This is a genomic window from Mixta intestinalis (genome assembly GCF_009914055.1).
Taxonomy (GTDB): domain Bacteria; phylum Pseudomonadota; class Gammaproteobacteria; order Enterobacterales; family Enterobacteriaceae; genus Mixta; species Mixta intestinalis.
In genome coordinates this window covers 3392573-3416812 of sequence record NZ_CP028271.1, presented here as the reverse complement: position 1 = coordinate 3416812, position 24240 = coordinate 3392573, and the positions used below count along the sequence as shown (strand labels likewise).

15 protein-coding genes, 4 tRNA genes, 2 rRNA genes, 1 other RNA gene and 1 pseudogene are annotated in these 24240 nt (G+C 52.0%); 19 read left to right on the top strand and 4 right to left on the bottom strand.

The annotated features are described in order from the left end of the window. The first annotated feature begins 29 nt into the window (after positions 1-29). From C7M51_RS15775 to birA, 4 genes are all read left to right on the top strand, one after another. Positions 30-2932: ribosomal RNA gene (locus C7M51_RS15775) — 23S ribosomal RNA — on the top strand. A gap of 114 nt (positions 2933-3046) precedes the next feature. After that, positions 3047-3162 (top strand): 5S ribosomal RNA (gene rrf / locus C7M51_RS15770). A gap of 150 nt (positions 3163-3312) precedes the next feature. Further along, positions 3313-4350, top strand: a complete 1038-nt coding sequence (gene murB, locus C7M51_RS15765; RefSeq protein ID WP_160622594.1) for a UDP-N-acetylmuramate dehydrogenase — start codon at positions 3313-3315, stop codon at positions 4348-4350. Then, complete coding sequence (gene birA / locus C7M51_RS15760; RefSeq protein WP_160622593.1) at positions 4347-5312, top strand: bifunctional biotin--[acetyl-CoA-carboxylase] ligase/biotin operon repressor BirA; 966 nt, start codon at positions 4347-4349, stop codon at positions 5310-5312. Before murB ends, birA begins: the two co-directional genes overlap by 4 nt. 60 nt (positions 5313-5372) lie before the next feature. Here birA and coaA read toward each other — a convergent pair whose 3' ends face one another. Continuing rightward, positions 5373-6323 (bottom strand): type I pantothenate kinase, encoded by a 951-nt coding sequence (coaA, locus tag C7M51_RS15755; RefSeq protein ID WP_160622592.1) that lies wholly within the window; start codon positions 6321-6323, stop codon positions 5373-5375. A gap of 601 nt (positions 6324-6924) precedes the next feature. Between coaA and C7M51_RS15750 the strand changes: the two genes are divergently transcribed. The 14 genes from C7M51_RS15750 (at position 6925) to rpoC (ending at position 21229) form a co-directional block, all read left to right on the top strand. Further along, positions 6925-7000: transfer RNA gene (locus tag C7M51_RS15750), tRNA-Thr, on the top strand. Positions 7001-7010: 10 nt separating this feature from the next. Further along, a tRNA-Tyr gene (locus tag C7M51_RS15745) sits at positions 7011-7095 on the top strand. Positions 7096-7141: 46 nt separating this feature from the next. Beyond that, positions 7142-7266, top strand: a non-coding RNA gene (locus C7M51_RS15740) — RtT sRNA. A gap of 128 nt (positions 7267-7394) precedes the next feature. Then, a tRNA-Gly gene (locus tag C7M51_RS15735) sits at positions 7395-7469 on the top strand. A gap of 5 nt (positions 7470-7474) precedes the next feature. Then, positions 7475-7550, top strand: a tRNA-Thr gene (locus C7M51_RS15730). A 113-nt stretch (positions 7551-7663) separates the two neighbouring features. Then, positions 7664-8848: an elongation factor Tu gene (gene tuf / locus C7M51_RS15725; RefSeq protein ID WP_160251210.1), complete on the top strand. Its 1185-nt coding sequence runs from the start codon at positions 7664-7666 to the stop codon at positions 8846-8848. 231 nt (positions 8849-9079) lie between these two features. Then, a complete protein-coding gene (gene secE, locus C7M51_RS15720; protein WP_160622591.1) occupies positions 9080-9463 on the top strand; it encodes a preprotein translocase subunit SecE in 384 nt (127 codons plus the stop codon). A gap of 1 nt (position 9464) precedes the next feature. After that, positions 9465-10010 (top strand): transcription termination/antitermination protein NusG, encoded by a 546-nt coding sequence (gene nusG, locus C7M51_RS15715; protein ID WP_038629789.1) that lies wholly within the window; start codon positions 9465-9467, stop codon positions 10008-10010. Positions 10011-10159: 149 nt separating this feature from the next. Next, complete coding sequence (gene rplK / locus C7M51_RS15710; RefSeq protein WP_141177998.1) at positions 10160-10588, top strand: 50S ribosomal protein L11; 429 nt, start codon at positions 10160-10162, stop codon at positions 10586-10588. A gap of 3 nt (positions 10589-10591) precedes the next feature. Continuing rightward, entirely contained in the window at positions 10592-11296 is a 705-nt protein-coding gene (gene rplA / locus C7M51_RS15705; protein ID WP_141177999.1) for a 50S ribosomal protein L1, read from the top strand. Between the two features lie 344 nt (positions 11297-11640). Then, positions 11641-12138 carry a 50S ribosomal protein L10 gene (rplJ, locus tag C7M51_RS15700; protein ID WP_012772934.1) on the top strand — a complete coding sequence of 166 codons (498 nt, stop codon included), beginning with the start codon at positions 11641-11643 and terminating at the stop codon, positions 12136-12138. Between the two features lie 62 nt (positions 12139-12200). Continuing rightward, positions 12201-12566 carry a 50S ribosomal protein L7/L12 gene (gene rplL / locus C7M51_RS15695; protein WP_141178000.1) on the top strand — a complete coding sequence of 122 codons (366 nt, stop codon included), beginning with the start codon at positions 12201-12203 and terminating at the stop codon, positions 12564-12566. Between the two features lie 324 nt (positions 12567-12890). Beyond that, positions 12891-16919, top strand: a complete 4029-nt coding sequence (rpoB, locus tag C7M51_RS15690; protein WP_160622590.1) for a DNA-directed RNA polymerase subunit beta — start codon at positions 12891-12893, stop codon at positions 16917-16919. Positions 16920-17005: 86 nt separating this feature from the next. Then, complete coding sequence (gene rpoC, locus C7M51_RS15685) at positions 17006-21229, top strand: DNA-directed RNA polymerase subunit beta' (RefSeq protein ID WP_160622589.1); 4224 nt, start codon at positions 17006-17008, stop codon at positions 21227-21229. A 188-nt stretch (positions 21230-21417) separates the two neighbouring features. Here rpoC and C7M51_RS15680 read toward each other — a convergent pair whose 3' ends face one another. From C7M51_RS15680 to C7M51_RS15670, 3 genes and pseudogenes are all read right to left on the bottom strand, one after another. After that, entirely contained in the window at positions 21418-21756 is a 339-nt protein-coding gene (locus C7M51_RS15680) for a hypothetical protein (RefSeq protein ID WP_160622588.1), read from the bottom strand. After that, positions 21737-22198, bottom strand: a complete 462-nt coding sequence (locus C7M51_RS15675; RefSeq protein WP_160622587.1) for a hypothetical protein — start codon at positions 22196-22198, stop codon at positions 21737-21739. The genes C7M51_RS15680 and C7M51_RS15675 overlap by 20 nt, the downstream gene beginning before the upstream one ends. Continuing rightward, positions 22179-22747, bottom strand: a pseudogene (locus C7M51_RS15670) (hypothetical protein). Before C7M51_RS15670 ends, C7M51_RS15675 begins: the two are co-directional and overlap by 20 nt. 276 nt (positions 22748-23023) lie before the next feature. Between C7M51_RS15670 and C7M51_RS15665 the strand changes: the two are divergent. Continuing rightward, positions 23024-24106, top strand: coding sequence for a DUF1176 domain-containing protein (locus tag C7M51_RS15665; protein ID WP_160622586.1), 1083 nt, complete (start codon positions 23024-23026; stop codon positions 24104-24106). The last annotated feature ends 134 nt before the right edge of the window (positions 24107-24240 follow it).

Below are 24240 nucleotides of genomic sequence, written 5' to 3'. Positions count from 1 at the left end.
GTGTCTCACGAGACGCTTGCGGGTTGTGAGGTTAAGCGACGAAGCGTACACGGTGGATGCCCTGGCAGTCAGAGGCGATGAAGGGCGTGCTAATCTGCGATAAGCGCCGGCAAGGTGATATGAACCGCAATAACCGGCGATACCCGAATGGGGAAACCCAGTGCAATCCGTTGCACTATCATGTCATGAATACATAGTGGCATGAGGCGAACCGGGGGAACTGAAACATCTAAGTACCCCGAGGAAAAGAAATCAACCGAGATTCCCTGAGTAGCGGCGAGCGAACGGGGAAGAGCCCAGAACCTGAATCAGCGCGTGTGTTAGTGGAAGCGTCTGGAAAGGCGCACGGTACAGGGTGACAGTCCCGTACACAAAAGCGCATGCGCTGTGAGTTCGACGAGTAGGGCGGGACACGTGGTATCCTGTCTGAACATGGGGGGACCATCCTCCAAGGCTAAATACTCCTGACTGACCGATAGTGAACCAGTACCGTGAGGGAAAGGCGAAAAGAACCCCGGCGAGGGGAGTGAAACAGAACCTGAAACCGTGTACGTACAAGCAGTGGGAGCCTACTTGTTAGGTGACTGCGTACCTTTTGTATAATGGGTCAGCGACTTATATTCTGTAGCAAGGTTAACCGCATAGGGGAGCCGAAGGGAAACCGAGTCTTAACCGGGCGCTAAGTTGCAGGGTATAGACCCGAAACCCGGTGATCTAGCCATGGGCAGGTTGAAGGTTGGGTAACACTAACTGGAGGACCGAACCGACTAATGTTGAAAAATTAGCGGATGACCTGTGGCTGGGGGTGAAAGGCCAATCAAACCGGGAGATAGCTGGTTCTCCCCGAAAGCTATTTAGGTAGCGCCTCGTGAATTCATCTCCGGGGTAGAGCACTGTTTCGGCTAGGGGGCCATCCCGGCTTACCAACCCGATGCAAACTGCGAATACCGGAGAATGTTATCACGGGAGACACACGGCGGGTGCTAACGTCCGTCGTGAAGAGGGAAACAACCCAGACCGCCAGCTAAGGTCCCAAAGTCATGGTTAAGTGGGAAACGATGTGGGAAGGCCCAGACAGCCAGGATGTTGGCTTAGAAGCAGCCATCATTTAAAGAAAGCGTAATAGCTCACTGGTCGAGTCGGCCTGCGCGGAAGATGTAACGGGGCTAAACCATGCACCGAAGCTGCGGCAGCGACACGTAAGTGTTGTTGGGTAGGGAGCGTTCTGTAAGCCTGCGAAGGTGTGCTGTGAGGCATGCTGGAGGTATCAGAAGTGCGAATGCTGACATAAGTAACGATAAAGCGGGTGAAAAGCCCGCTCGCCGGAAGACCAAGGGTTCCTGTCCAACGTTAATCGGGGCAGGGTGAGTCGACCCCTAAGGCGAGGCCGAAAGGCGTAGTCGATGGGAAACGGGTTAATATTCCCGTACTCGGCGTTACTGCGAAGGGGGACGGAGAAGGCTATGTTGGCCGGGCGACGGTTGTCCCGGTTTAAGCGTGTAGGCTGAGCATCCAGGCAAATCCGGATGCTTAAGGCTGAGGCGTGATGACGAGGCGCTACGGCGCTGAAGCAACAAATGCCCTGCTTCCAGGAAAAGCCTCTAAGCTCCAGGTAACGCGGAATCGTACCCCAAACCGACACAGGTGGTCAGGTAGAGAATACCAAGGCGCTTGAGAGAACTCGGGTGAAGGAACTAGGCAAAATGGTGCCGTAACTTCGGGAGAAGGCACGCTGGCGCGTAGGTGAAGGGACTTGCTCCCGGAGCCGAGGCCAGTCGAAGATACCAGCTGGCTGCAACTGTTTATTAAAAACACAGCACTGTGCAAACACGAAAGTGGACGTATACGGTGTGACGCCTGCCCGGTGCCGGAAGGTTAATTGATGGGGTCAGCGGCAACGCGAAGCTCTTGATCGAAGCCCCGGTAAACGGCGGCCGTAACTATAACGGTCCTAAGGTAGCGAAATTCCTTGTCGGGTAAGTTCCGACCTGCACGAATGGCGTAATGATGGCCAGGCTGTCTCCACCCGAGACTCAGTGAAATTGAACTCGCTGTGAAGATGCAGTGTACCCGCGGCAAGACGGAAAGACCCCGTGAACCTTTACTACAGCTTGACACTGAACACCGGTCCTTGATGTGCAGGATAGGTGGGAGGCTTTGAAGCGCGGACGCCAGTCCGCGTGGAGCCGCCCTTGAAATACCACCCTTTAATGGCTGGTGTTCTAACGTAGGCCCGTAATCCGGGCTGCGGACAGTGTCTGGTGGGTAGTTTGACTGGGGCGGTCTCCTCCCAAAGCGTAACGGAGGAGTACGAAGGTCAGCTAATCACGGTCGGACATCGTGAGGTTAGTGCAATGGCATAAGCTGGCTTGACTGCGAGAGTGACGGCTCGGGCAGGTGCGAAAGCAGGTCATAGTGATCCGGTGGTTCTGAATGGAAGGGCCATCGCTCAACGGATAAAAGGTACTCCGGGGATAACAGGCTGATACCGCCCAAGAGTTCATATCGACGGCGGTGTTTGGCACCTCGATGTCGGCTCATCACATCCTGGGGCTGAAGTAGGTCCCAAGGGTATGGCTGTTCGCCATTTAAAGTGGTACGCGAGCTGGGTTTAGAACGTCGTGAGACAGTTCGGTCCCTATCTGCCGTGGGCGCTGGAAGACTGAGAGGGGTTGCTCCTAGTACGAGAGGACCGGAGTGAACGCACCGCTGGTGTACGGGTTGTCATGCCAATGGCACTGCCCGGTAGCTACGTGCGGAAGAGATAAGTGCTGAAAGCATCTAAGCACGAAACTTGCCTCGAGATGAGTCTTCCCTGAGGCCTTTGAGCCTCCTGAAGGGACGTTGAAGACGACGACGTTGATAGGCCGGGTGTGTAAGCGCAGCGATGCGTTGAGCTGACCGGTACTAATGACCCGTGAGGCTTAACCTTACAACGCCGGAAGCGTTTTGGGGAAAGAGAGAGACGCGAGAATTTTCAGTTTGTTCACCGGATTAAAGCATCAAGCGGGAGCGGGTAAAAGCGCGTTCCGGCGACAAGAATTTGCCTGGCGGCGAGAGCGCGGTGGTCCCACCTGACCCCATGCCGAACTCAGAAGTGAAACGCCGCAGCGCCGATGGTAGTGTGGGGCTTCCCCATGCGAGAGTAGGGAACTGCCAGGCATCAAACAAACGACGGAGCCCCGGCGAAAGCCGGGGCTTTTTCGTCTCTGCAATATCCAGGTTTTCCTTTCCTTTTTCCTGCCGGGAAAATTTTCCTCCTGTTATGCCAATCGGGTAAAATGAACGCAACTAACCGGAAAAGGTCGTTTCATGTCCAGCCCTGAATTCTCACTAAAATCTCTTCATACCTTCGCGATTGAGACTACTGCACATAAGGTTGTGATTGCGGAAAGTCCGGCAGATATTCTTGCCGCCTGGCGCGAATGCCAGCAACATAACTTACCTTTCCTGCTGCTTGGCGAAGGCAGTAATGTCCTGTTTCTGCAAAAATTCAGTGGGATAGTGGTACTCAACCGTATCAGAGGCATTATTGTTACAGAAAGCGAAAGCCACTGGCATCTGGAGGTTGGGGCTGGAGAAAACTGGCATGGCCTGGTTATCCGCACGCTACAACAGGATATTGCCGGTTTAGAAAACCTGGCGTTGATCCCTGGCTGTGTAGGATCGGCGCCGATCCAAAATATTGGTGCTTATGGTGTTGAACTGAAAGACGTTTGTGAGTGGGTTGAAGTACTTGAACTGGACAGCGGCAACTTAATGCGCCTTACGGCAGCGCAGTGCCAGTTTGGCTATCGCGACAGCATCTTTAAGCATCAGTTACAGCACGGGCATGCGATCGTTGCCGTTGGCTTTATTTTGCCGAAAGAATGGAAACCGGTTATGAGCTATGGCGACCTTACCCGGCTGGATGCGGCTACCGTTACGCCACAGCAGATTTTTGGTGCAGTTTGCCATATGCGCCGCAGCAAGCTGCCCGATCCGATGATAACCGGCAATGCAGGCAGCTTTTTTAAGAATCCCGTAGTAAATGCTGAACAGGCTACAGCTCTGCTGGCTGCTTTTCCTCAGGCACCGCATTATCCCCAGTATAATGGGGAAGTTAAACTGGCTGCCGGATGGTTAATCGATCAATGTCAACTAAAGGGATACCGTATTGGCGGAGCATCAGTGCATCAACAACAGGCGCTGGTATTAATCAACAGCAATAATGCCCGCGCTGAAGATATCGTTGCGTTAGCTCATCACGTCAGACAATGTGTAGGCGAGAAGTTTAATGTCTGGCTGGAACCTGAAGTCAGGTTTATCGGTGCTAACGGTGAAGAAGATGCCGTTGAGGTGATTTCATGAAAGATAACAGCGTACCGTTAAAGCTGGTCGCAATCCTGGCCGATGGCGAATTTCACTCTGGCGAACAAATTGGCGAGCAGCTTGGCATGAGCCGCGCCGCCATTAATAAGCATGTTCAGACATTAAAAGAATGGGGGCTGGATGTCTTTACCGTTACCGGTAAAGGCTACTGTTTGTCCGCACCAATTGAGCTACTGGACGAAGAGAAAATCAATCCGCATTTAGAACAGCCGGGCGTATCCATTATTCCTGTTATTGATTCAACCAACCAGTATCTTCTGGAGAGGATGAATTCACTTAAAACGGGTGATGCCTGCGTCGCTGAGTATCAACAGGCGGGGCGTGGGCGGCGTGGTCGCCAATGGTTCTCGCCCTTTGGCGCTAACCTTTATCTCTCCATGTATTGGCGTCTTGAACAGGGCCCAGCTGCCGCAATGGGATTAAGCTTGGTCATTGGTATCGTTATCGCTGAAGTATTACAGCAGCTCGGTGCTGAAGAGGTTAAAGTGAAATGGCCCAACGATCTCTATCTGAAAGATCGTAAACTGGCAGGTATCCTGGTAGAGATGACAGGAAAAACAGGTGATGCTGCGCAAATCGTGTTTGGTGCTGGGATCAATTTAGCTATGCGCTCTCCCGATACCGACGTGGTTAATCAGGGCTGGATCAACCTGCATGAAGCAGGAATCAGTATCAACCGTAATGAATTGGTTAGCATGTTGGTTAATCAACTGCGTCGCAGTCTGAAAGAGTTTGAACGTGAAGGGCTGACCCCATTTATACCGCGCTGGGAGCGCTTAGATAACTTTATTAACCGCCCGGTAAAGTTGTTAATGGGCGATCGTGAAATTCTGGGGATAGCGCGAGGCATCGATCAACAGGGCGGATTACTACTGGAACAGAATGGCGTCGTTAAATCCTGGGTTGGCGGTGAAATCTCACTACGTCCGCAAAGCTCATAACAAAGCAGTAGACGAAGAAAGCTTCTGGACGCAGGGCGCACAGAAGCCATCGTATCGTCATTACTTACGTAATTTAACCTTCTCTACAGCATGATTGGCGCTCTTGCTTAAAATCAGGCTGGCACGCTCACGTGTGGGCAGAATATTTTCTTTCAGGTTACGCCAGTTAATCTCCCGCCATAGTTGCGTTGCGGTATTAATCGCTTCTTCTTCTGAGAGCTGGGCATAATGATGAAAATAGGAATCAGGATCGGTAAATGCGCCCTTACGGAACTTGAGGAAGCGGTTGATATACCAATCTTGTAGCAGATCTTCCGGTGCATCGACATAAATGGAAAAATCTACAAAGTCTGAGACAAAAACATGATGCGGATCGTGTGGATAATCCATTCCGCTTTGCAGCACGTTTAACCCCTCAAGGATAAGGATATCGGGCTGCTGAACCACTTTGTCACCGTCCGGAATAACATCGTAAATCAGATGCGAATAAACCGGGGCGGTCACTTCAGAAGCCCCTGATTTCAAATCAGCAACGAAATTGACCAGCCGGTGCATGTCATAAGACTGCGGGAACCCCTTTTTCTTCATCAGATTGCGTTCTTTTAAAATCGCGTTGGGATGAAGAAACCCGTCGGTAGTGATTAATTCAACCCGGCGATGTTCAGGCCAGCGACTTAGCAGGGCTTGTAACACGCGCGCCGTTGTGCTTTTACCAACAGCAACGCTTCCTGCAATGCTGATGATATAAGGGATCTTTTGCCCATCCGTGCCCAGAAACTGCTCAAGGACCGCCTGGCGTCGTAAATTAGAATTGATATAAAAATTTAGCAGACGAGACAGGGGTAAATAAATTTCAGCAACTTCTTCCAGCGAAAGATCTTCATTAATGCCTTTAAGGCGCGCAATTTCGTCCTCTGTTAATGTCATAGGAACAGAATCACGTAGCGCAGCCCATTGTTGGCGGCTGAATGTCAGGTACGGGGTAGTAAACGAGGACTCTTTATTACTCATAAGCATGCTTCTGCCAGCAAATATTTACCGAATGGCAACAGGGGAAGCCTGACGTGCCGGCCTTTCTGTGCCCTGAGGGTAATTTCAGAAAACAATGCGCAGGAGGTTAACACCAGTAAAGGGAAAAAAAGAAGGAAAAAGATACGATGACAATAGTAATCGGAACGATTCCCTGCGTTTCGATTATTCAGAGAAACAGTAAACCTGCGCTGTATAGCTTGAATTAGAAATATAAACGCGGCCTGATATAAAATCCGATCTAATAATTTCAATATATTGCCGCTGTCCTACGTGATCTTCATCACAGAGTAAGTTTTTTCTTAGCTGCCGTCAGGCCGCTGCATTATTTACTGCCGTTCCTTCCACCTGTGCGATCCGACTATTCCAGCCTGGTTGCCAACTATGATATGGACAGAGAGACATTGCCTTCACTAAAACAGAGCACTGCCGTAAGCGTAGTCGTGCCAGCAGGAGCGGTTGTTTTTTCTTCAAAAAAGTGTCATTTTGCGAAGAATTGCACAAATAATAGTCGATAGAACATTTATCGCAATTTTTTTGTTGCATACCTAAGCCGCTCTTCCTAGAATGCGCCTCACTTGATGCCGGCTTAGCTCAGTAGGTAGAGCAACTGACTTGTAATCAGTAGGTCACCAGTTCGATTCCGGTAGCCGGCACCATCAAGTACCAGGTGGGATTCCCGAGCGGCCAAAGGGAGCAGACTGTAAATCTGCCGTCACAGACTTCGAAGGTTCGAATCCTTCTCCCACCACCAAATTTAAGCTCCGGCAACAGAGCTGAACCAGAGTGGAAACGCAAAGCGGTTTCATTGTGGATGGAGGTGAAAGCCTTCGTTAAGGTTCGAGTCGAGCGGTGCGGGATAACGCGTACGGCACGGCGCGAAGGGTGAGGAGAAAAGTGACAAAGCGTCCTTCTCCTGCCACCATATCCAGACTGAGCTCAAGCACAGTCAGAGTCAGCAAGAAACGCAGGTTGGCTCGAAGCTCGAATAATAAGCCTCCTTACCTTATTATTCATATGCTACAGAAAGAACAGGTAGCCGAGTTCCAGGTTGCGGGCATCGTATAATGGCTATTACCTCAGCCTTCCAAGCTGATGATGCGGGTTCGATTCCCGCTGCCCGCTCCAGATGTGCTGATATGGCTCAGTTGGTAGAGCGCACCCTTGGTAAGGGTGAGGTCCCCAGTTCGACTCTGGGTATCAGCACCACTTCTTCATCTCCCTCCCTGATTCTTTCCTGTATAAAAAAATTCAACAGCACAGGCGATGCCTGGTTGATGTGGTGATATCACCGATTTAACCGTGTCTTAGAGGGACAATCGATGTCTAAAGAAAAATTTGAACGTTCAAAACCGCACGTCAACGTCGGTACTATCGGCCACGTTGACCACGGTAAAACTACCCTGACTGCAGCTATCACCACCGTACTGGCAAAAACCTACGGTGGCGCCGCGCGTGCATTTGATCAGATCGATAACGCGCCGGAAGAGAAGGCTCGTGGTATCACCATCAACACCTCTCACGTTGAATATGACACCCCGACTCGCCACTACGCGCACGTTGACTGCCCGGGCCACGCCGACTACGTGAAAAACATGATCACCGGTGCTGCTCAGATGGACGGCGCTATCCTGGTTGTTGCTGCGACTGACGGCCCGATGCCGCAGACCCGCGAGCACATCCTGCTGGGTCGTCAGGTAGGCGTTCCGTACATCATCGTGTTCCTGAACAAATGCGACATGGTTGATGACGAAGAGCTGCTGGAACTGGTTGAGATGGAAGTGCGTGACCTGCTGTCTCAGTACGACTTCCCGGGCGATGACACCCCGATCGTTCGCGGTTCTGCGCTGAAAGCGCTGGAAGGCGAAGCAGAGTGGGAAGAAAAAATCATCGAGCTGGCTGGTCACCTGGATACCTATATCCCGGAACCAGAGCGTGCGATTGACAAGCCGTTCCTGCTGCCGATCGAAGACGTATTCTCCATCTCTGGCCGTGGTACCGTTGTTACCGGTCGTGTTGAGCGTGGCGTAATCAAAGTTGGTGAAGAAGTTGAAATCGTGGGTATCAAAGATACTGCGAAATCTACCTGTACCGGCGTTGAAATGTTCCGCAAACTGCTGGACGAAGGCCGTGCTGGTGAGAACGTTGGTGTTCTGCTGCGTGGTATCAAACGTGAAGAGATCGAGCGTGGTCAGGTTCTGGCTAAGCCGGGCTCCATCAAGCCGCACACCCAGTTCGAATCTGAAGTGTACATTCTGTCCAAAGACGAAGGCGGCCGTCACACTCCGTTCTTCAAAGGCTACCGTCCGCAGTTCTACTTCCGTACTACTGACGTAACGGGCACCATCGAACTGCCGGAAGGCGTTGAAATGGTAATGCCGGGCGACAACATCAAAATGGTTGTTACCCTGATCCACCCGATCGCAATGGACGACGGTCTGCGTTTCGCAATCCGCGAAGGTGGCCGTACCGTTGGCGCGGGCGTTGTTGCTAAAGTTCTTGGCTAATCGCCAATAATATTTGACGCAACGTACAAGAAGAGGGCATCATTTGATGCCCTTTTTATACGCTGTAACATAGAACCTGGCTCATCAGTGATTTTTTACCCATAATCATTGCTGAGACAGGCTCTGTAGCACGGCGTAATCGACCGAGTTACGCCTCAACAGCTGCATTCGGTTTGGCTGCCTCGCATGCGCGGGGCAAAATTGTTTCTGATTTATGTGGCAGGTTGGTTTATGAGTGCTAATACCGAAGCTCAAGGAAGCGGGCGCGGCCTGGAAGCGATAAAGTGGGTAGTCGTCGCCATTTTGCTGATCGTGGCAGTTGTGGGTAACTTCTATTATCGCGAAGTAACATTACCGCTGCGCGCATTGGCTGTTGTCATTCTGATCGCGGCGGCAGGCGGCATCGCGCTGCTGACGACGAAAGGTAAAGCAACGATGGCTTTCGCTCGCGAAGCCAGAACCGAAGTGCGCAAAGTCATTTGGCCTACGCGTCAGGAAACGCTGCATACCACGTTAATCGTAGCCGCGGTTACTGCCGTGATGTCACTGATTTTGTGGGGGCTGGATGGTATTCTGGTCCGTCTGGTATCGTTTATCACTGGCCTGAGGTTCTGAGATGTCTGAAGCTCCAAAAAAGCGCTGGTACGTCGTTCAGGCGTTTTCCGGTTTTGAGGCTCGCGTAGCACAGTCGCTGCGTGAGCACATCAAATTGCACAATATGGAAGAGTTGTTTGGCGACGTGATGGTCCCTACTGAAGAAGTAGTGGAAATCCGTGGCGGCCAGCGCCGTAAAAGCGAGCGCAAATTCTTCCCCGGCTATGTGCTGGTGCAAATGGTTATGAATGATGCGAGCTGGCACCTGGTGCGCAGCGTACCGCGCGTGATGGGATTCATTGGCGGAACGTCCGATCGTCCGGCACCGATTAGCGATAAAGAAGTCGATGCGATCATGAACCGTCTACAGCAGGTCGGTGACAAACCGCGTCCGAAAACGCTGTTTGAACCGGGCGAAATGGTTCGCGTTAATGATGGTCCCTTTGCCGACTTTAACGGCGTGGTGGAAGAGGTTGATTATGAGAAGAGCCGCCTGAAGGTTTCTGTCTCTATCTTTGGCCGTGCCACACCGGTTGAACTTGATTTCGGTCAGGTTGAAAAAGGCTAAATCACCCGATCGGTATTTTTGATTAAGGGTTGCAGAAGGCGCGAAATTGCCCTACAATTTCGCGCCTTTTGTTTTTATGCGCCCCTGGCGCGTAAAAGTTTAATCACGGGGAGCCTTAATCAGGCGTTATACCCAACAGAGGAAATATCATGGCTAAGAAAGTACAAGCCTATGTCAAGCTGCAGGTTGCAGCCGGTATGGCTAACCCGAGTCCGCCAGTAGGTCCGGCTCTGGGCCAGCAGGGCGTTAACATCATGGAATTCTGTAAAGCGTTTAACGCAAAAACAGACAGCCTGGAAAAAGGTCTGCCGATTCCTGTTGTTATCACCGTTTATTCTGACCGTTCTTTCACCTTCGTTACCAAAACGCCTCCGGCAGCTGTTCTGCTGAAAAAAGCGGCGGGTATCAAGTCTGGTTCCGGCAAGCCGAACAAAGACAAAGTGGGTAAAGTAACCCGTGCTCAGGTACGTGAAATCGCAGAAACCAAAGCTGCGGACATGACTGGTGCTGACGTAGAAGCGATGACTCGCTCTATCGAAGGTACTGCTCGTTCCATGGGCCTGGTAGTGGAGGATTAAGAAATGGCTAAGCTGACCAAGCGCATGCGCGTGATCCGTGACAAAGTTGATTCTACTAAACAGTACGACATCAACGAAGCTGTTGCTCTGCTGAAAGAACTGGCTACCGCTAAGTTTGTAGAAAGCGTTGACGTTGCTGTTAACCTCGGCATCGACGCTCGTAAATCTGACCAGAACGTTCGTGGTGCGACTGTACTGCCGCACGGTACTGGCCGCTCTGTACGCGTTGCTGTGTTTACTCAGGGCGCGAACGCTGAAGCTGCAAAAGCAGCTGGCGCTGAGCTGGTAGGTATGGAAGATCTGGCAGAGCAGATCAAAAAAGGCGAAATGAACTTTGACGTTGTTATCGCATCCCCGGATGCTATGCGCGTTGTTGGCCAGCTGGGCCAGGTTCTGGGTCCGCGCGGCCTGATGCCGAACCCGAAAGTGGGTACGGTAACGCCGAACGTTGCTGAAGCGGTTAAAAACGCTAAAGCTGGCCAGATTCGCTACCGCAACGACAAAAACGGCATCATCCATACCACTATCGGTAAGGTTGATTTCGACGCTGACAAACTGAAAGAAAACCTGGAAGCTCTGCTGGTTGCGCTGAAAAAAGCAAAACCGTCTCAGGCGAAAGGCGTGTACATCAAGAAAGTTAGCCTGTCTACCACCATGGGCGCTGGCGTTGCCATCGACCAGGCTGGCCTGACTGCAGTGGCGAATTAATAATCGCTTTACGCGGGCGAAAGTTTCATCTAGAATCTTACGCCCGTTGTTCTGTTAAGCAGAACATCCGACTTTACCCTGAAGCGAATATCGGCTTTGCCGCGCCAGAGTAGGGGGAAAGCGGAAAGATTTTCGGTTGGAGCCTGGCCTTATCCAGGCCTCCGTCCAAGACCGCAGGTGTTTCGCAAGAAACTTAATCGTCCTGCGTAGACGGTGACAGAGCCCGAAGAATATTTTTCTGGATTCTGCTCACCGTGTTTTAGCGCTTACCTTCTATTCGGTCGGTAAGTGAAGTGAGTTCCGGGGGAATTTGTCCTCCGGCTAAAATCCAGGAGCAAAAGCTAATGGCATTAAATCTTCAAGACAAACAAGCGATTGTTGCTGAAGTCAGCGAAGTAGCCAAAGGCGCGCTGTCTGCGGTAGTTGCGGATTCTCGTGGCGTTACCGTAGATAAAATGACTGAACTGCGTAAAGCAGGTCGTGAAGCTGGCGTTTACATGCGTGTTGTTCGCAACACCCTGCTGCGCCGCGTCGTAGAAGGTACTCAGTTTGAGTGCCTGAAAGACACGTTTGTTGGTCCGACCCTGATTGCATACTCTATGGAACACCCGGGCGCTGCTGCTCGTCTGTTCAAAGAGTTCGCGAAAGCGAATGCAAAATTCGAGGTCAAAGCTGCAGCCTTTGAAGGTGAGCTGATCCCGGCGGCGCAAATTGACCGTCTGGCAACGCTGCCGACTTACGAAGAAGCACTGGCACGTCTGATGTCGACCATGAAAGAAGCCGCTGCAGGCAAACTGGTTCGTACTCTGGCAGCCGTACGCGATGCGAAAGAAGCCGCTTAAGGCCTTCCTTTACAGCGCACTTTTACGTACACACTATTTTCTGATTCTTAGGAACAATTGTCATGTCTATCACTAAAGATCAAATTCTGGAAGCAGTAGCCGCTATGTCCGTAATGGAAGTAGTTGAGCTGGTTTCCGCTATGGAAGAAAAATTCGGCGTTTCTGCTGCTGCTGCTGTAGCTGTTGCTGCTGGCCCGGCTGAAGCTGCTGAAGAAAAAACCGAGTTCGACGTTGTACTGAAAGCTGTTGGCGCTAACAAAGTTGCTGTTATCAAAGCAGTACGTGGCGCAACTGGCCTGGGCCTGAAAGAAGCGAAAGATCTGGTTGAATCTGCACCGGCTGCGCTGAAAGAAGGCATCAGCAAAGACGACGCTGAAGCTCTGAAAAAATCTCTGGAAGAAGCTGGCGCTGAAGTTGAAGTTAAATAAGCCAACCTTCCAGGTTGCAGCCTGACTTTTAGGCTGATGGCTGGTGACTTTTTGGTCACCAGCCTTTTTGCGCTACAGGGCCTCAATGGGGTTTCGCACTGTTTGTCCATTGAGCGTCTTCAATATCTTTTTCTATCGACGCCTTAATATACTGCTTCCCTGCAGGGTTCCCTGCCCATGCAACAGCAATGAAATGATTTAAGAGTGATAGAAAGACGTATTGCGGAGGGTGTTCCCGCACGTTCCGAGAAACAAAATAGTGTTGCATGAACTGTCCTTCAGGACGGACAGATGGGTCGACTTGTCAGCTAGCTGAGGAACCCTATGGTTTACTCCTATACCGAGAAAAAACGCATTCGTAAGGATTTTGGCAAACGTCCACAGGTTCTGGACGTACCCTATCTCCTTTCTATCCAGCTTGACTCGTTCCAGAAGTTTATCGAGCAAGATCCGGAAGGCCAATATGGTCTGGAAGCTGCATTCCGTTCCGTATTCCCAATCCAAAGCTATAGCGGTAACTCTGAGCTGCAGTACGTCAGCTACCGCTTAGGCGAACCTGTCTTTGATGTTAAAGAATGTCAGATTCGTGGCGTGACCTATTCTGCTCCGCTGCGCGTTAAGCTGCGTCTGGTGATCTACGAGCGCGAAGCGCCGGAAGGCACCGTTAAAGACATCAAAGAGCAAGAAGTTTACATGGGCGAAATTCCGCTCATGACCGAAAACGGTACCTTTGTTATCAACGGTACTGAAAGGGTTATCGTTTCTCAGCTGCACCGTAGTCCTGGCGTATTCTTTGACAGCGATAAGGGTAAAACCCACTCTTCGGGTAAAGTGCTCTATAACGCACGCATCATCCCTTACCGTGGCTCATGGCTCGACTTCGAGTTTGACCCGAAAGACAACCTGTTCGTCCGTATTGACCGCCGTCGTAAACTGCCGGCCAGTATCATTCTGCGCGCGCTGAACTATACCACTGAGCAGATTCTCGATCTGTTCTTTGAGAAAGTGGTTTTTGAAATTCGCGACAACAAGCTGCAGATGGAGCTGGTACCTGAGCGTCTGCGTGGCGAAACCGCTTCTTTCGATATCGAATCGAACGGCACGGTATACGTTGAGAAAGGCCGCCGCATTACCGCGCGCCATATCCGCCAGCTGGAAAAAGATGGCATTCAGCACATCGAAGTACCGGTGGAATATATCGCAGGCAAAGTGGTTGCTAAAGACTACGTGGATGAAGGCACCGGCGAGCTGATCGTAGCGGCTAACATGGAGCTCTCTCTGGACCTGCTGGCGAAACTGAGTCAGTCCGGACACAAGCGCATTGAAACGCTGTTTACTAACGACCTCGACCACGGTCCCTACATCTCTGAAACGCTGCGTGTCGACCCGACCAACGATCGCTTGAGCGCGCTGGTTGAGATCTACCGCATGATGCGTCCTGGCGAGCCGCCGACACGTGAAGCTGCGGAAAACCTGTTCGAGAACCTGTTCTTCTCCGAAGACCGCTACGATCTTTCTGCGGTAGGCCGCATGAAGTTCAACCGTTCTCTGGGCCGCGATGAGATCGAAGGTTCCGGTATCCTGAGCAAAGAAGACATCATCGAGGTGATGAAAAAGCTCATCGGTATCCGTAACGGTAAAGGCGAAGTGGATGATATCGACCACCTCGGCAACCGTCGTATTCGCTCCGTAGGCGAAATGGCGGAAAACCAGTTCCGTGTAGGTCTGGTGCGTGTAGAACGCGCGGTGAAAGAGCGTCTCTCTCTGGGTGACCTCGACACTCTGATGCCGCAGGACATGATCAACGCCAAACCGATCTCCGCGGCAGTGAAAGAGTTCTTTGGTTCCAGCCAGCTGTCTCAGTTTATGGACCAGAACAACCCGCTGTCTGAGATTACGCACAAACGCCGTATTTCCGCGTTAGGCCCGGGCGGTCTGACCCGTGAGCGTGCGGGCTTTGAGGTTCGAGACGTACACCCGACGCACTACGGTCGCGTATGTCCAATTGAAACGCCGGAAGGTCCGAATATCGGTCTGATCAACTCGCTTTCCGTTTATGCGCAGACCAACGAATACGGCTTCCTGGAAACGCCGTACCGTCGCGTTATTGACGGCGTGGTGAGTGATGAAATTCATTACCTCTCTGCTATCGAAGAGGGTAACTACGTTATCGCGCAGGCGAACGCCCAGCTTGATGAAAACGGCGGCTTTGTTGACGATCTGGTCACCTGCCGTAGCAAAGGCGAATCGAGCCTGTTCAGCCGCGATCAGGTTGACTACATGGACGTATCCACCCAGCAGGTGGTTTCCGTCGGGGCAAGCCTGATCCCGTTCCTGGAACACGATGATGCTAACCGCGCCCTGATGGGTGCGAACATGCAACGTCAGGCGGTTCCGACTCTGCGCGCTGATAAGCCGCTGGTTGGTACCGGTATGGAACGTGCGGTAGCGGTTGACTCCGGCGTAACTGCCGTAGCCAAACGCGGCGGTACCGTACAGTATGTTGATGCTTCCCGTATCGTTATCAAAGTTAACGAAGACGAGATGTATCCGGGCGAGGCCGGCATCGACATCTACAACCTGACAAAATATACCCGTTCTAACCAGAACACCTGCATCAACCAGATGCCGTGCGTGTCTTTGGGTGAACCGGTAGAGCGTGGCGACGTGCTGGCTGACGGTCCTTCAACCGACCTCGGTGAGCTGGCGCTGGGCCAGAACATGCGCGTAGCGTTCATGCCGTGGAACGGCTACAACTTCGAAGACTCCATCCTGGTCTCCGAGCGCGTCGTACAGGAAGATCGCTTCACAACTATCCATATTCAGGAACTGGCATGTGTGTCTCGTGACACCAAGCTGGGGCCAGAAGAGATCACCGCTGACATCCCGAACGTGGGTGAAGCTGCGCTCTCCAAACTGGATGAATCCGGCATCGTTTATATCGGTGCGGAAGTGACCGGCGGCGACATTCTGGTTGGTAAGGTAACGCCGAAAGGTGAAACCCAGCTGACGCCAGAAGAGAAACTGCTGCGCGCTATCTTCGGTGAGAAAGCGTCTGACGTAAAAGACTCTTCTCTGCGTGTACCGAACGGCGTATCCGGCACCGTTATCGACGTGCAGGTCTTTACCCGCGATGGCGTGGAAAAAGACAAGCGCGCGCTGGAAATCGAAGAGATGCAGCTGAAGCAGGCGAAGAAAGACCTGACCGAAGAACTGCAGATCCTCGAAGCTGGTCTGTTCGCACGTATCCATGCGGTGCTGGTTTCCGGCGGCGTGGAAGCGGAAAAACTGGACAAGCTGCCGCGTGAGCGCTGGCTGGAACTGGGTCTGACCGACGAAGCGAAACAGAATCAGCTGGAGCAGTTGGCTGAGCAATATGACGAGCTGAAGCACGAGTTTGAGAAAAAACTCGAAGCGAAGCGCCGCAAAATCACTCAGGGCGACGATCTGGCACCAGGCGTGCTGAAAATCGTTAAGGTGTATCTGGCCGTTAAACGTCAGATTCAGCCGGGTGACAAAATGGCAGGTCGTCACGGGAACAAGGGTGTTATCTCCAAGATCAACCCGATCGAAGATATGCCGCACGATGCTAACGGTACGCCGGTCGATATCGTGTTGAACCCGCTGGGCGTACCGTCTCGTATGAACATCGGTCAGATTCTGGAAACTCACCTGGGTATGGCTGCTAAAGGTATCGGCGAGAAGATCAACGCCATGCTGAAGCAGCAACAGGAAGTGGCGAAGCTGCGTGAGTTCATCCAGCGTGCTTACGATCTGGGCGCCGACGTTCGTCAGCGTGTCGATCTGAACACCTTCTCTGATGATGAAGTGCTGCGTCTGGCTGAAAACCTGAAAAAAGGTATGCCGATCGCTACACCGGTGTTCGATGGCGCGAAAGAAAGCGAAATCAAAGAGCTGTTACAGCTGGGCGATCTGCCGACTTCCGGTCAGATCACGCTGTTTGACGGTCGTACCGGCGAGCAGTTCGAACGCCCGGTTACCGTCGGTTACATGTACATGCTGAAACTCAACCACCTGGTTGATGACAAGATGCACGCACGTTCTACCGGCTCTTACAGCCTCGTTACTCAGCAGCCGCTGGGTGGTAAGGCACAGTTCGGTGGTCAGCGCTTCGGTGAGATGGAAGTGTGGGCGCTGGAAGCATACGGCGCAGCCTATACCCTGCAGGAAATGCTCACCGTTAAGTCTGATGACGTGAACGGTCGTACCAAGATGTATAAAAACATCGTGGACGGCAACCATCAGATGGAACCGGGCATGCCGGAATCCTTCAACGTACTGTTGAAAGAGATCCGCTCGCTGGGTATCAACATCGAGCTGGAAGACGAGTAATTACACTCGCATCTGTACTGGTTACAAGGGAATTCGGGCTTGTCCCGGATTCCCTTGAGAAGTCTCACTCCGACGGGAGCTAATCCGTGAAAGACTTACTTAAGTTTCTGAAAGCGCAAACTAAAACCGAAGAGTTTGATGCGATCAAGATTGCGCTGGCCTCGCCAGACATGATCCGTTCCTGGTCTTTCGGTGAAGTGAAAAAGCCGGAAACCATTAACTACCGTACGTTCAAGCCTGAGCGCGACGGTCTTTTCTGCGCCCGTATTTTCGGGCCGGTAAAAGACTACGAATGCCTGTGCGGTAAGTACAAACGCCTGAAACACCGTGGTGTGATCTGTGAGAAGTGCGGCGTTGAAGTGACCCAGACCAAAGTGCGCCGTGAGCGTATGGGCCACATCGAGCTGGCTTCACCAACCGCGCACATTTGGTTCCTGAAATCACTGCCGTCCCGTATCGGTCTGCTGCTGGATATGCCGCTGCGCGATATCGAACGCGTGCTGTACTTCGAATCTTATGTCGTGGTTGAAGGCGGCATGACCAACCTCGAAAAGCGTCAGATCCTGACAGAAGAGCAGTATCTGGACGCGCTGGAAGAGTTTGGCGACGAATTCGATGCGAAAATGGGCGCGGAAGCGATCCAGGCGCTGCTGAAAAATATGGACCTGGAGCAGGAATGCGAACAGCTGCGTGAAGAGCTGAACGAAACCAACTCCGAGACCAAACGTAAAAAGCTGACCAAGCGCATCAAGCTGCTGGAAGCGTTCGTACAGTCTGGCAATAAGCCGGAGTGGATGATTCTGACCGTGCTGCCGGTGCTGCCGCCGGATCTGCGTCCGCTGGTTCCGCTGGATGGCGGTCGTTTTGCGACTTCTGACCTGAACGATCTCTATCGTCGCGTCATTAACCGTAACAACCGTCTGAAACGTCTGCTGGATCTGGCTGCGCCGGATATCATCGTACGCAACGAAAAACGTATGCTGCAGGAAGCGGTAGACGCCCTGCTGGATAACGGCCGTCGCGGTCGCGCCATTACTGGCTCCAACAAGCGTCCGCTGAAATCGCTGGCTGACATGATCAAAGGTAAGCAGGGTCGTTTCCGTCAGAACCTGCTGGGTAAACGTGTCGACTACTCCGGTCGTTCCGTTATTACCGTAGGTCCATACCTGCGTTTGCATCAGTGCGGTCTGCCGAAGAAAATGGCGCTGGAGCTGTTCAAACCGTTCATCTACGGCAAGCTGGAACTGCGTGGTCTTGCTACCACCATCAAAGCCGCCAAGAAAATGGTTGAGCGCGAAGAAGCTGTCGTTTGGGATATCCTCGACGAAGTTATCCGTGAACACCCGGTACTGCTGAACCGTGCGCCTACGCTGCACCGTCTCGGTATCCAGGCGTTTGAACCGGTTCTGATCGAAGGTAAAGCTATCCAGCTGCACCCGCTGGTTTGTGCGGCATATAACGCCGACTTCGATGGTGACCAGATGGCTGTTCACGTACCGCTGACGCTGGAAGCCCAGCTGGAAGCGCGTGCGCTGATGATGTCTACCAACAACATTCTGTCTCCGGCGAACGGCGAGCCTATCATCGTTCCGTCTCAGGACGTTGTTTTGGGTCTTTACTATATGACCCGCGACAAAGTGAACGCCAAAGGCGAAGGCATGGTGCTGACCGGCCCGAAAGAAGCTGAGCGTGTCTATCGCGCTGGCCTGGCCGAGCTGCATGCGCGCGTTAAAGTGCGTATCACTGAGTATGAAAAAAATGAGCAGGGCGATTTCACGCCGAAAACCAGCCTGATCGATACCACTATCGGTCGCGCTATTTTGTGGATGATCGTACCTAAAGGTCTGCCTTTCTCCATCGTCAACCAGGCGCTGGGTAAAAAGGCGATCTCCAAAATGCTGAACACCTGTTACCGCATTCTGGGTCTGAAACCGACCGTTATCTTTGCTGACCAGACCATGTACACCGGTTTTGCCTACGCAGCCCGTTCAGGCGCTTCCGTAGGTATCGATGATATGGTGATCCCGGCGAAGAAAGTGGAAATCATCACCGAAGCGGAAGCAGAAGTAGCTGAAATTCAGGAACAGTTCCAGTCGGGTCTGGTCACCGCTGGCGAACGCTATAACAAAGTTATCGATATCTGGGCTGCGGCGAACGAACGTGTTGCTAAAGCGATGATGGAAAACCTCTCTACTGAAACGGTGATCAACCGTGACGGTGAAGAAGAGAAACAGGTTTCCTTCAACAGTATCTTTATGATGGCCGACTCCGGTGCGCGTGGTTCTGCCGCTCAGATTCGTCAGCTGGCGGGTATGCGTGGCCTGATGGCGAAACCGGATGGCTCCATCATTGAAACGCCGATCACCGCGAACTTCCGTGAAGGTCTGAACGTACTTCAGTACTTCATCTCCACGCACGGTGCACGTAAGGGTCTGGCGGATACCGCACTGAAAACGGCGAACTCCGGTTATCTGACGCGTCGTCTGGTTGACGTAGCGCAGGATCTGGTGGTAACCGAAGATGACTGTGGCACCCTCGAAGGCATCACCATGACGCCGGTTATCGAAGGTGGCGACGTGAAAGAGCCGCTGCGTGAGCGCGTACTGGGCCGTGTAACGGCGGAAGACGTGCTAAAACCGGGCACGGCGGATATTCTGGTTTCCCGTAACACCCTGCTTGATGAGCACTGGTGTGACGTGTTGGAACAGAATTCTGTCGACAGCGTAAAAGTTCGCTCTGTTGTTGCCTGTGAAACAGACTTCGGCGTTTGTGCGCACTGCTACGGTCGTGACCTGGCGCGTGGTCATATCATCAATAAAGGTGAGGCTATCGGCGTTATCGCGGCACAGTCCATCGGTGAGCCGGGTACCCAGCTGACGATGCGTACGTTCCACATCGGTGGTGCGGCATCGCGTGCGGCTGCTGAATCCAGCATTCAGGTGAAAAACAAAGGTACCATCAAGCTGACCAACGCCAAGTCGGTAACCAACTCCGCTGGTAAGCTGGTGATTACTTCCCGTAACGTTGAACTGAAAATGATCGACGAATTCGGGCGCACCAAAGAAAGCTATAAAGTGCCTTACGGCGCAACCATGGCGAAAGGTGATGGTGAGCAGGTCAATGCCGGTGAAACGGTAGCGAACTGGGATCCGCACACCATGCCGGTTATCACCGAAGTGAGCGGTTTCGTCCGTTTCACCGACATGATCGACGGCCAGACCATTACCCGTCAGACTGATGAGCTGACCGGTCTGTCTTCACTCGTGGTGCTCGATACCGCAGAGCGTACCTCTGGTGGTAAAGACCTGCGTCCGGCGCTGAAAATCGTTGACGCTAACGGCGATGACGTACTGATTCCGGGCACCGATATGCCGGCGCAGTACTTCCTGCCGGGCAAAGCGATTGTGCAGCTGGAAGATGGCGTGAAAATCAGCTCTGGTGATACCCTGGCGCGTGTACCGCAAGAATCTGGCGGTACCAAGGATATTACCGGTGGTCTGCCGCGCGTTGCTGACCTGTTCGAAGCGCGTCGTCCGAAAGAACCTGCGATCCTGGCTGAAATCAGCGGTATCGTCTCCTTCGGTAAAGAGACCAAAGGTAAACGTCGTCTGGTAATTACGCCGGTTGATGGCAGCGATCCGTACGAAGAGATGATTCCGAAGTGGCGTCAGCTTAACGTATTCGAAGGTGAGCGCGTTGAACGTGGTGACGTGATCTCCGATGGTCCGGAATCTCCGCATGACATTCTGCGTCTGCGTGGCGTTCAGGCTGTGACCCGTTATATCGTTAACGAAGTGCAGGACGTTTACCGTCTGCAGGGCGTTAAGATTAACGATAAACACATCGAAGTTATCGTGCGTCAGATGCTGCGTAAAGCAACCATCGCCAGCGCGGGCAGCTCCGAGTTCCTGGAAGGCGAGCAGGTAGAATACTCACGCGTGAAGATTGCCAACCGCGATCTGGAGAACAACGGCAAAGTGGGCGCAACTTACGCTCGCGATCTGTTGGGTATCACCAAAGCATCGCTGGCAACCGAATCGTTCATCTCTGCCGCATCATTCCAGGAAACGACTCGTGTCCTGACTGAAGCAGCAGTAGCGGGCAAACGCGACGAACTGCGCGGCCTGAAAGAGAACGTTATCGTGGGTCGTTTGATCCCAGCCGGTACCGGTTACGCTTACCATCAGGATCGTATGCGTCGCCGTCAGGCGGGTGAAACGCCGGTTACGCCGCAGGTTAGCGCGGAAGAAGCGACTGCCAGCCTGGCAGAGCTGCTTAACGCAGGCCTCGGCGGCAGCGACGACGAGTAACGTCAGACGCTATGCCGTAACATTAAAAACCCTGCTTCGGCAGGGTTTTTTTATGGGCGGATAAAATCAGCAGTTGAATATCTTTACCTGGTAAGACAGGCATCAAGCACAGGCTCATCAAGAAATACCAGTTCTGTCTCATTGCTGCGTTGATAAATGTAGGCGCTGAGGTTCATATCCGGAGAGGCTCACATTTTTCCATGGACAGGATTGATGGCCGGGCGATAGCCCAGAGCCAACAGGTAATGCTCCAGCCGCCCCGTATCTGTTGCTCCTTTGAACGTTATTGCGCTGACAGAAGGGGAAGGGCCATCGCGTGTTTTGTATTCGATAATAAAATCTTTGGTAATGCGCGGTGCGCATTTGATTTCGTCTGAGGTCAGCAGATGGTATTTCAGCCAGTCTTTTTCGGTGTAGCTGGCTTCCTCGGCCCACCAGACCGGCAGAACAAAGTAGCCGGCAATAAGCACTAACAACACCAGGAAGCCGGTAATAATAGTCGCTATTTTACGGATTTTTTTTAGCATCAAGAATAATATCGCTACTCATGACAGGAACATCTAAAAAAGTTAAAGCGACATCTTCAGTATGAAGGTCAATATAGGCCGTCATTTGTCGATCTGGAGAAAACCACATTTTTCCATGGACAGGATTGATGGCCGGGCGATAGCCCAGAGCCAACAGGTAATGCTCCAGCCGCCCCGTATCTGTTGCTCCTTTGAACGTTATTGCGCTGACAGAAGGGGAAGGGCCATCGCGTGTTTTGTATTCGATAATAAAATCTTTGGTAATGCGCGGTGCGCATTTGATTTCGTCTGAGGTCAGCAGATGGTATTTCAGCCAGTCTTTTTCGGTGTAGCTGGCTTCCTCGGCCCACCAGACCGGCAGAACAAAGTAGCCGGCAATAAGCACTAACAACACCAGGAAGCCGGTAATAATAGTCGCTATTTTACGGATTTCTTTTAGCATTGAACGTTCTCGGCTGAGTGAAAATATTAAATTGCGTACCGTTATCCGTTATTACTTCAATAATACCAGATTTAAAATCAGTAAAAGGCTGTACTGACATCATAAAATTGAGTAGCTGACCATAATGTGGTATGGCATGAGGATTCTGGCGCGGATCGGGAAAAAGCAGCGGTTTAAAGAGCTTGTTTTTATACTGTCCCGGTGGACCGTAGTGATCCCAGCGTACCAGTGCTTCTGCTTTGCTGATGAGTTTAAGAAAGGGAAAATAGTTAGTAGGGCGAGTAACGCGATAAAAGCCAAACAGATCGGAAACCAGATCTTCCGCACTAAAGCCGCTATCGGTTTTCCAGCTAAAGAGCACTGAAGCCTGTAGCGACTCAAAGCGCATTGCGGTAGACATCATCATCGCCAGAGCAATTCTAAAAGAAACTGTATATCGTCTCCTCTGGCATGTCCTAAATCTATCCAGCCAAGAACTTCAGAGTAAACTAACCCATTGCGATATATCGCAGCATCAGACCCATCAATGATTTCACTACGCCCTGCCATTTTTCTCCTTGTAAACAACACCCTTTGTTCACTTTAAACACATTTGGCGTAGAAGAAATTAGCGTAATAGGTAATAACGTAACAAAATAAAAAGAAATAACATCGCTGGATACTGTGCTGAGCAGCGATAAAATGGCTATAAAAAAATAAACATCCGAGCGGATATTATCGTGGCAACAAAGTTGACACGAGTTTACCGTTTAACTTTTCCAGAACGGGAGGCAGGTGCCAAAAAAGCACCTTTATGCATTGATTGCACAGAGAGGGAGCGTAAACATGAAGTTATCTGGCAAGGCGCTGCTGTTTACAGCATGTTTTGGTTGGTTAGGCGCAACGGGTGCTGCCACGCCGTTGGATCAGCCGGTGCAGCGTATATTTCGTGAGTGGCAGGTAACCTGCAATAACCTCAACGACTGCGATATTCGCAATACAGATGAAAATATGCGTATCGTTATTTGGCATCAGGCGGGGCCGAACGGTGAGGTGGCTTTAGATATCATGAGTTTTGATGCAGATAAAGCGCAGGGAGTCTGGCTGGATGGCAAACGCTGGGATCATGCTATCGCGCGCTCCGACGCGGATGAAAATAATGATTACGCCAGCGTGCACAGTAATGACCTGGGCGATATTCAGGCGCTCATTGCGGCGGCTAAAAATGCGTTAACTCTTTCTCTGACGTCCGATAATGACGTCACGGCATCGCTCAGCGGGTTAAATGCCGCTCTGCTGTTTGTTGACGATCGGCAGGGCCGCCTGAATAACCAAACGGCGTTACTGAAAACGGGCGATGTTTCCGCTGATAATGTACCGCCGCGTCCCTCTGCTGTACCGCCAATCCCTGTCCCGCAGGTAGTACCGCTAAATAATGCGCCAGCGCTGATTAAAAGCGTTATTAACAGCCAACAGGCGATACTGAAGCAGGAAGAGTGCGAACCCTCCGAAGAGGATGTTACTCGTAGCGAAGCGCAGCCTTTGGATGCGCAACATGCTTTGGTCATGGTGAACTGTGGCATGGGCGCTTATCAATCTTCCAGCGTGCTGTTTATTACGCCGCGCAGCGCGCCTGAACAGGCAAAACAGCTAACTTTACCGTTGCCATTGAAAGATGAAGAAGGCCAACCGAACAGTGTTAGCTGGTTTACCAACGCCGGTTACGATCCGCATCGCGGCGAGCTTTTCCATTCGGCACGCGGTCGGGGAATTGCCGATTGTGGAGAAAGTGCTATCTGGCGCTATGATGGCGAAGGCTTCCGGCTAATCAGCTATAACAGCCAGCCGAGCTGCGACGGCGGTGAACCGGGCGACTGGCCTTCGGTCTGGGCAACGCCCGGTTACCCTGATCATTCCAATAGTCGATAGTTTCGTATTTAGTTAATCAATACGCTAAGCAGCGCAACCGGGCCAGTGAGGGAGTTAAGCGGCCCTGAGCTGCGCCTGACGTTAAGGCTAATCTCTGCTGTGAATAACATCCAGCAGGATTTGGCTCTTTTACC

Coding starts and splice junctions, on each gene's coding strand:
- birA (WP_160622593.1), top strand. CDS start 4,347: ATGAAAGATAACAGCGTACCGTTAAAGCTGGTCGCAATCCTGGCCGAT.
- rpoB (WP_160622590.1), top strand. CDS start 12,891: ATGGTTTACTCCTATACCGAGAAAAAACGCATTCGTAAGGATTTTGGC.
- murB (WP_160622594.1), top strand. CDS start 3,313: ATGTCCAGCCCTGAATTCTCACTAAAATCTCTTCATACCTTCGCGATT.
- C7M51_RS15665 (WP_160622586.1), top strand. CDS start 23,024: ATGAAGTTATCTGGCAAGGCGCTGCTGTTTACAGCATGTTTTGGTTGG.
- C7M51_RS15680 (WP_160622588.1), bottom strand. CDS start 21,756: ATGCTAAAAAAAATCCGTAAAATAGCGACTATTATTACCGGCTTCCTG.
- nusG (WP_038629789.1), top strand. CDS start 9,465: ATGTCTGAAGCTCCAAAAAAGCGCTGGTACGTCGTTCAGGCGTTTTCC.
- rplK (WP_141177998.1), top strand. CDS start 10,160: ATGGCTAAGAAAGTACAAGCCTATGTCAAGCTGCAGGTTGCAGCCGGT.
- rplL (WP_141178000.1), top strand. CDS start 12,201: ATGTCTATCACTAAAGATCAAATTCTGGAAGCAGTAGCCGCTATGTCC.
- secE (WP_160622591.1), top strand. CDS start 9,080: ATGAGTGCTAATACCGAAGCTCAAGGAAGCGGGCGCGGCCTGGAAGCG.
- rplJ (WP_012772934.1), top strand. CDS start 11,641: ATGGCATTAAATCTTCAAGACAAACAAGCGATTGTTGCTGAAGTCAGC.
- coaA (WP_160622592.1), bottom strand. CDS start 6,323: ATGAGTAATAAAGAGTCCTCGTTTACTACCCCGTACCTGACATTCAGC.
- tuf (WP_160251210.1), top strand. CDS start 7,664: ATGTCTAAAGAAAAATTTGAACGTTCAAAACCGCACGTCAACGTCGGT.
- rplA (WP_141177999.1), top strand. CDS start 10,592: ATGGCTAAGCTGACCAAGCGCATGCGCGTGATCCGTGACAAAGTTGAT.
- C7M51_RS15675 (WP_160622587.1), bottom strand. CDS start 22,198: ATGCTAAAAGAAATCCGTAAAATAGCGACTATTATTACCGGCTTCCTG.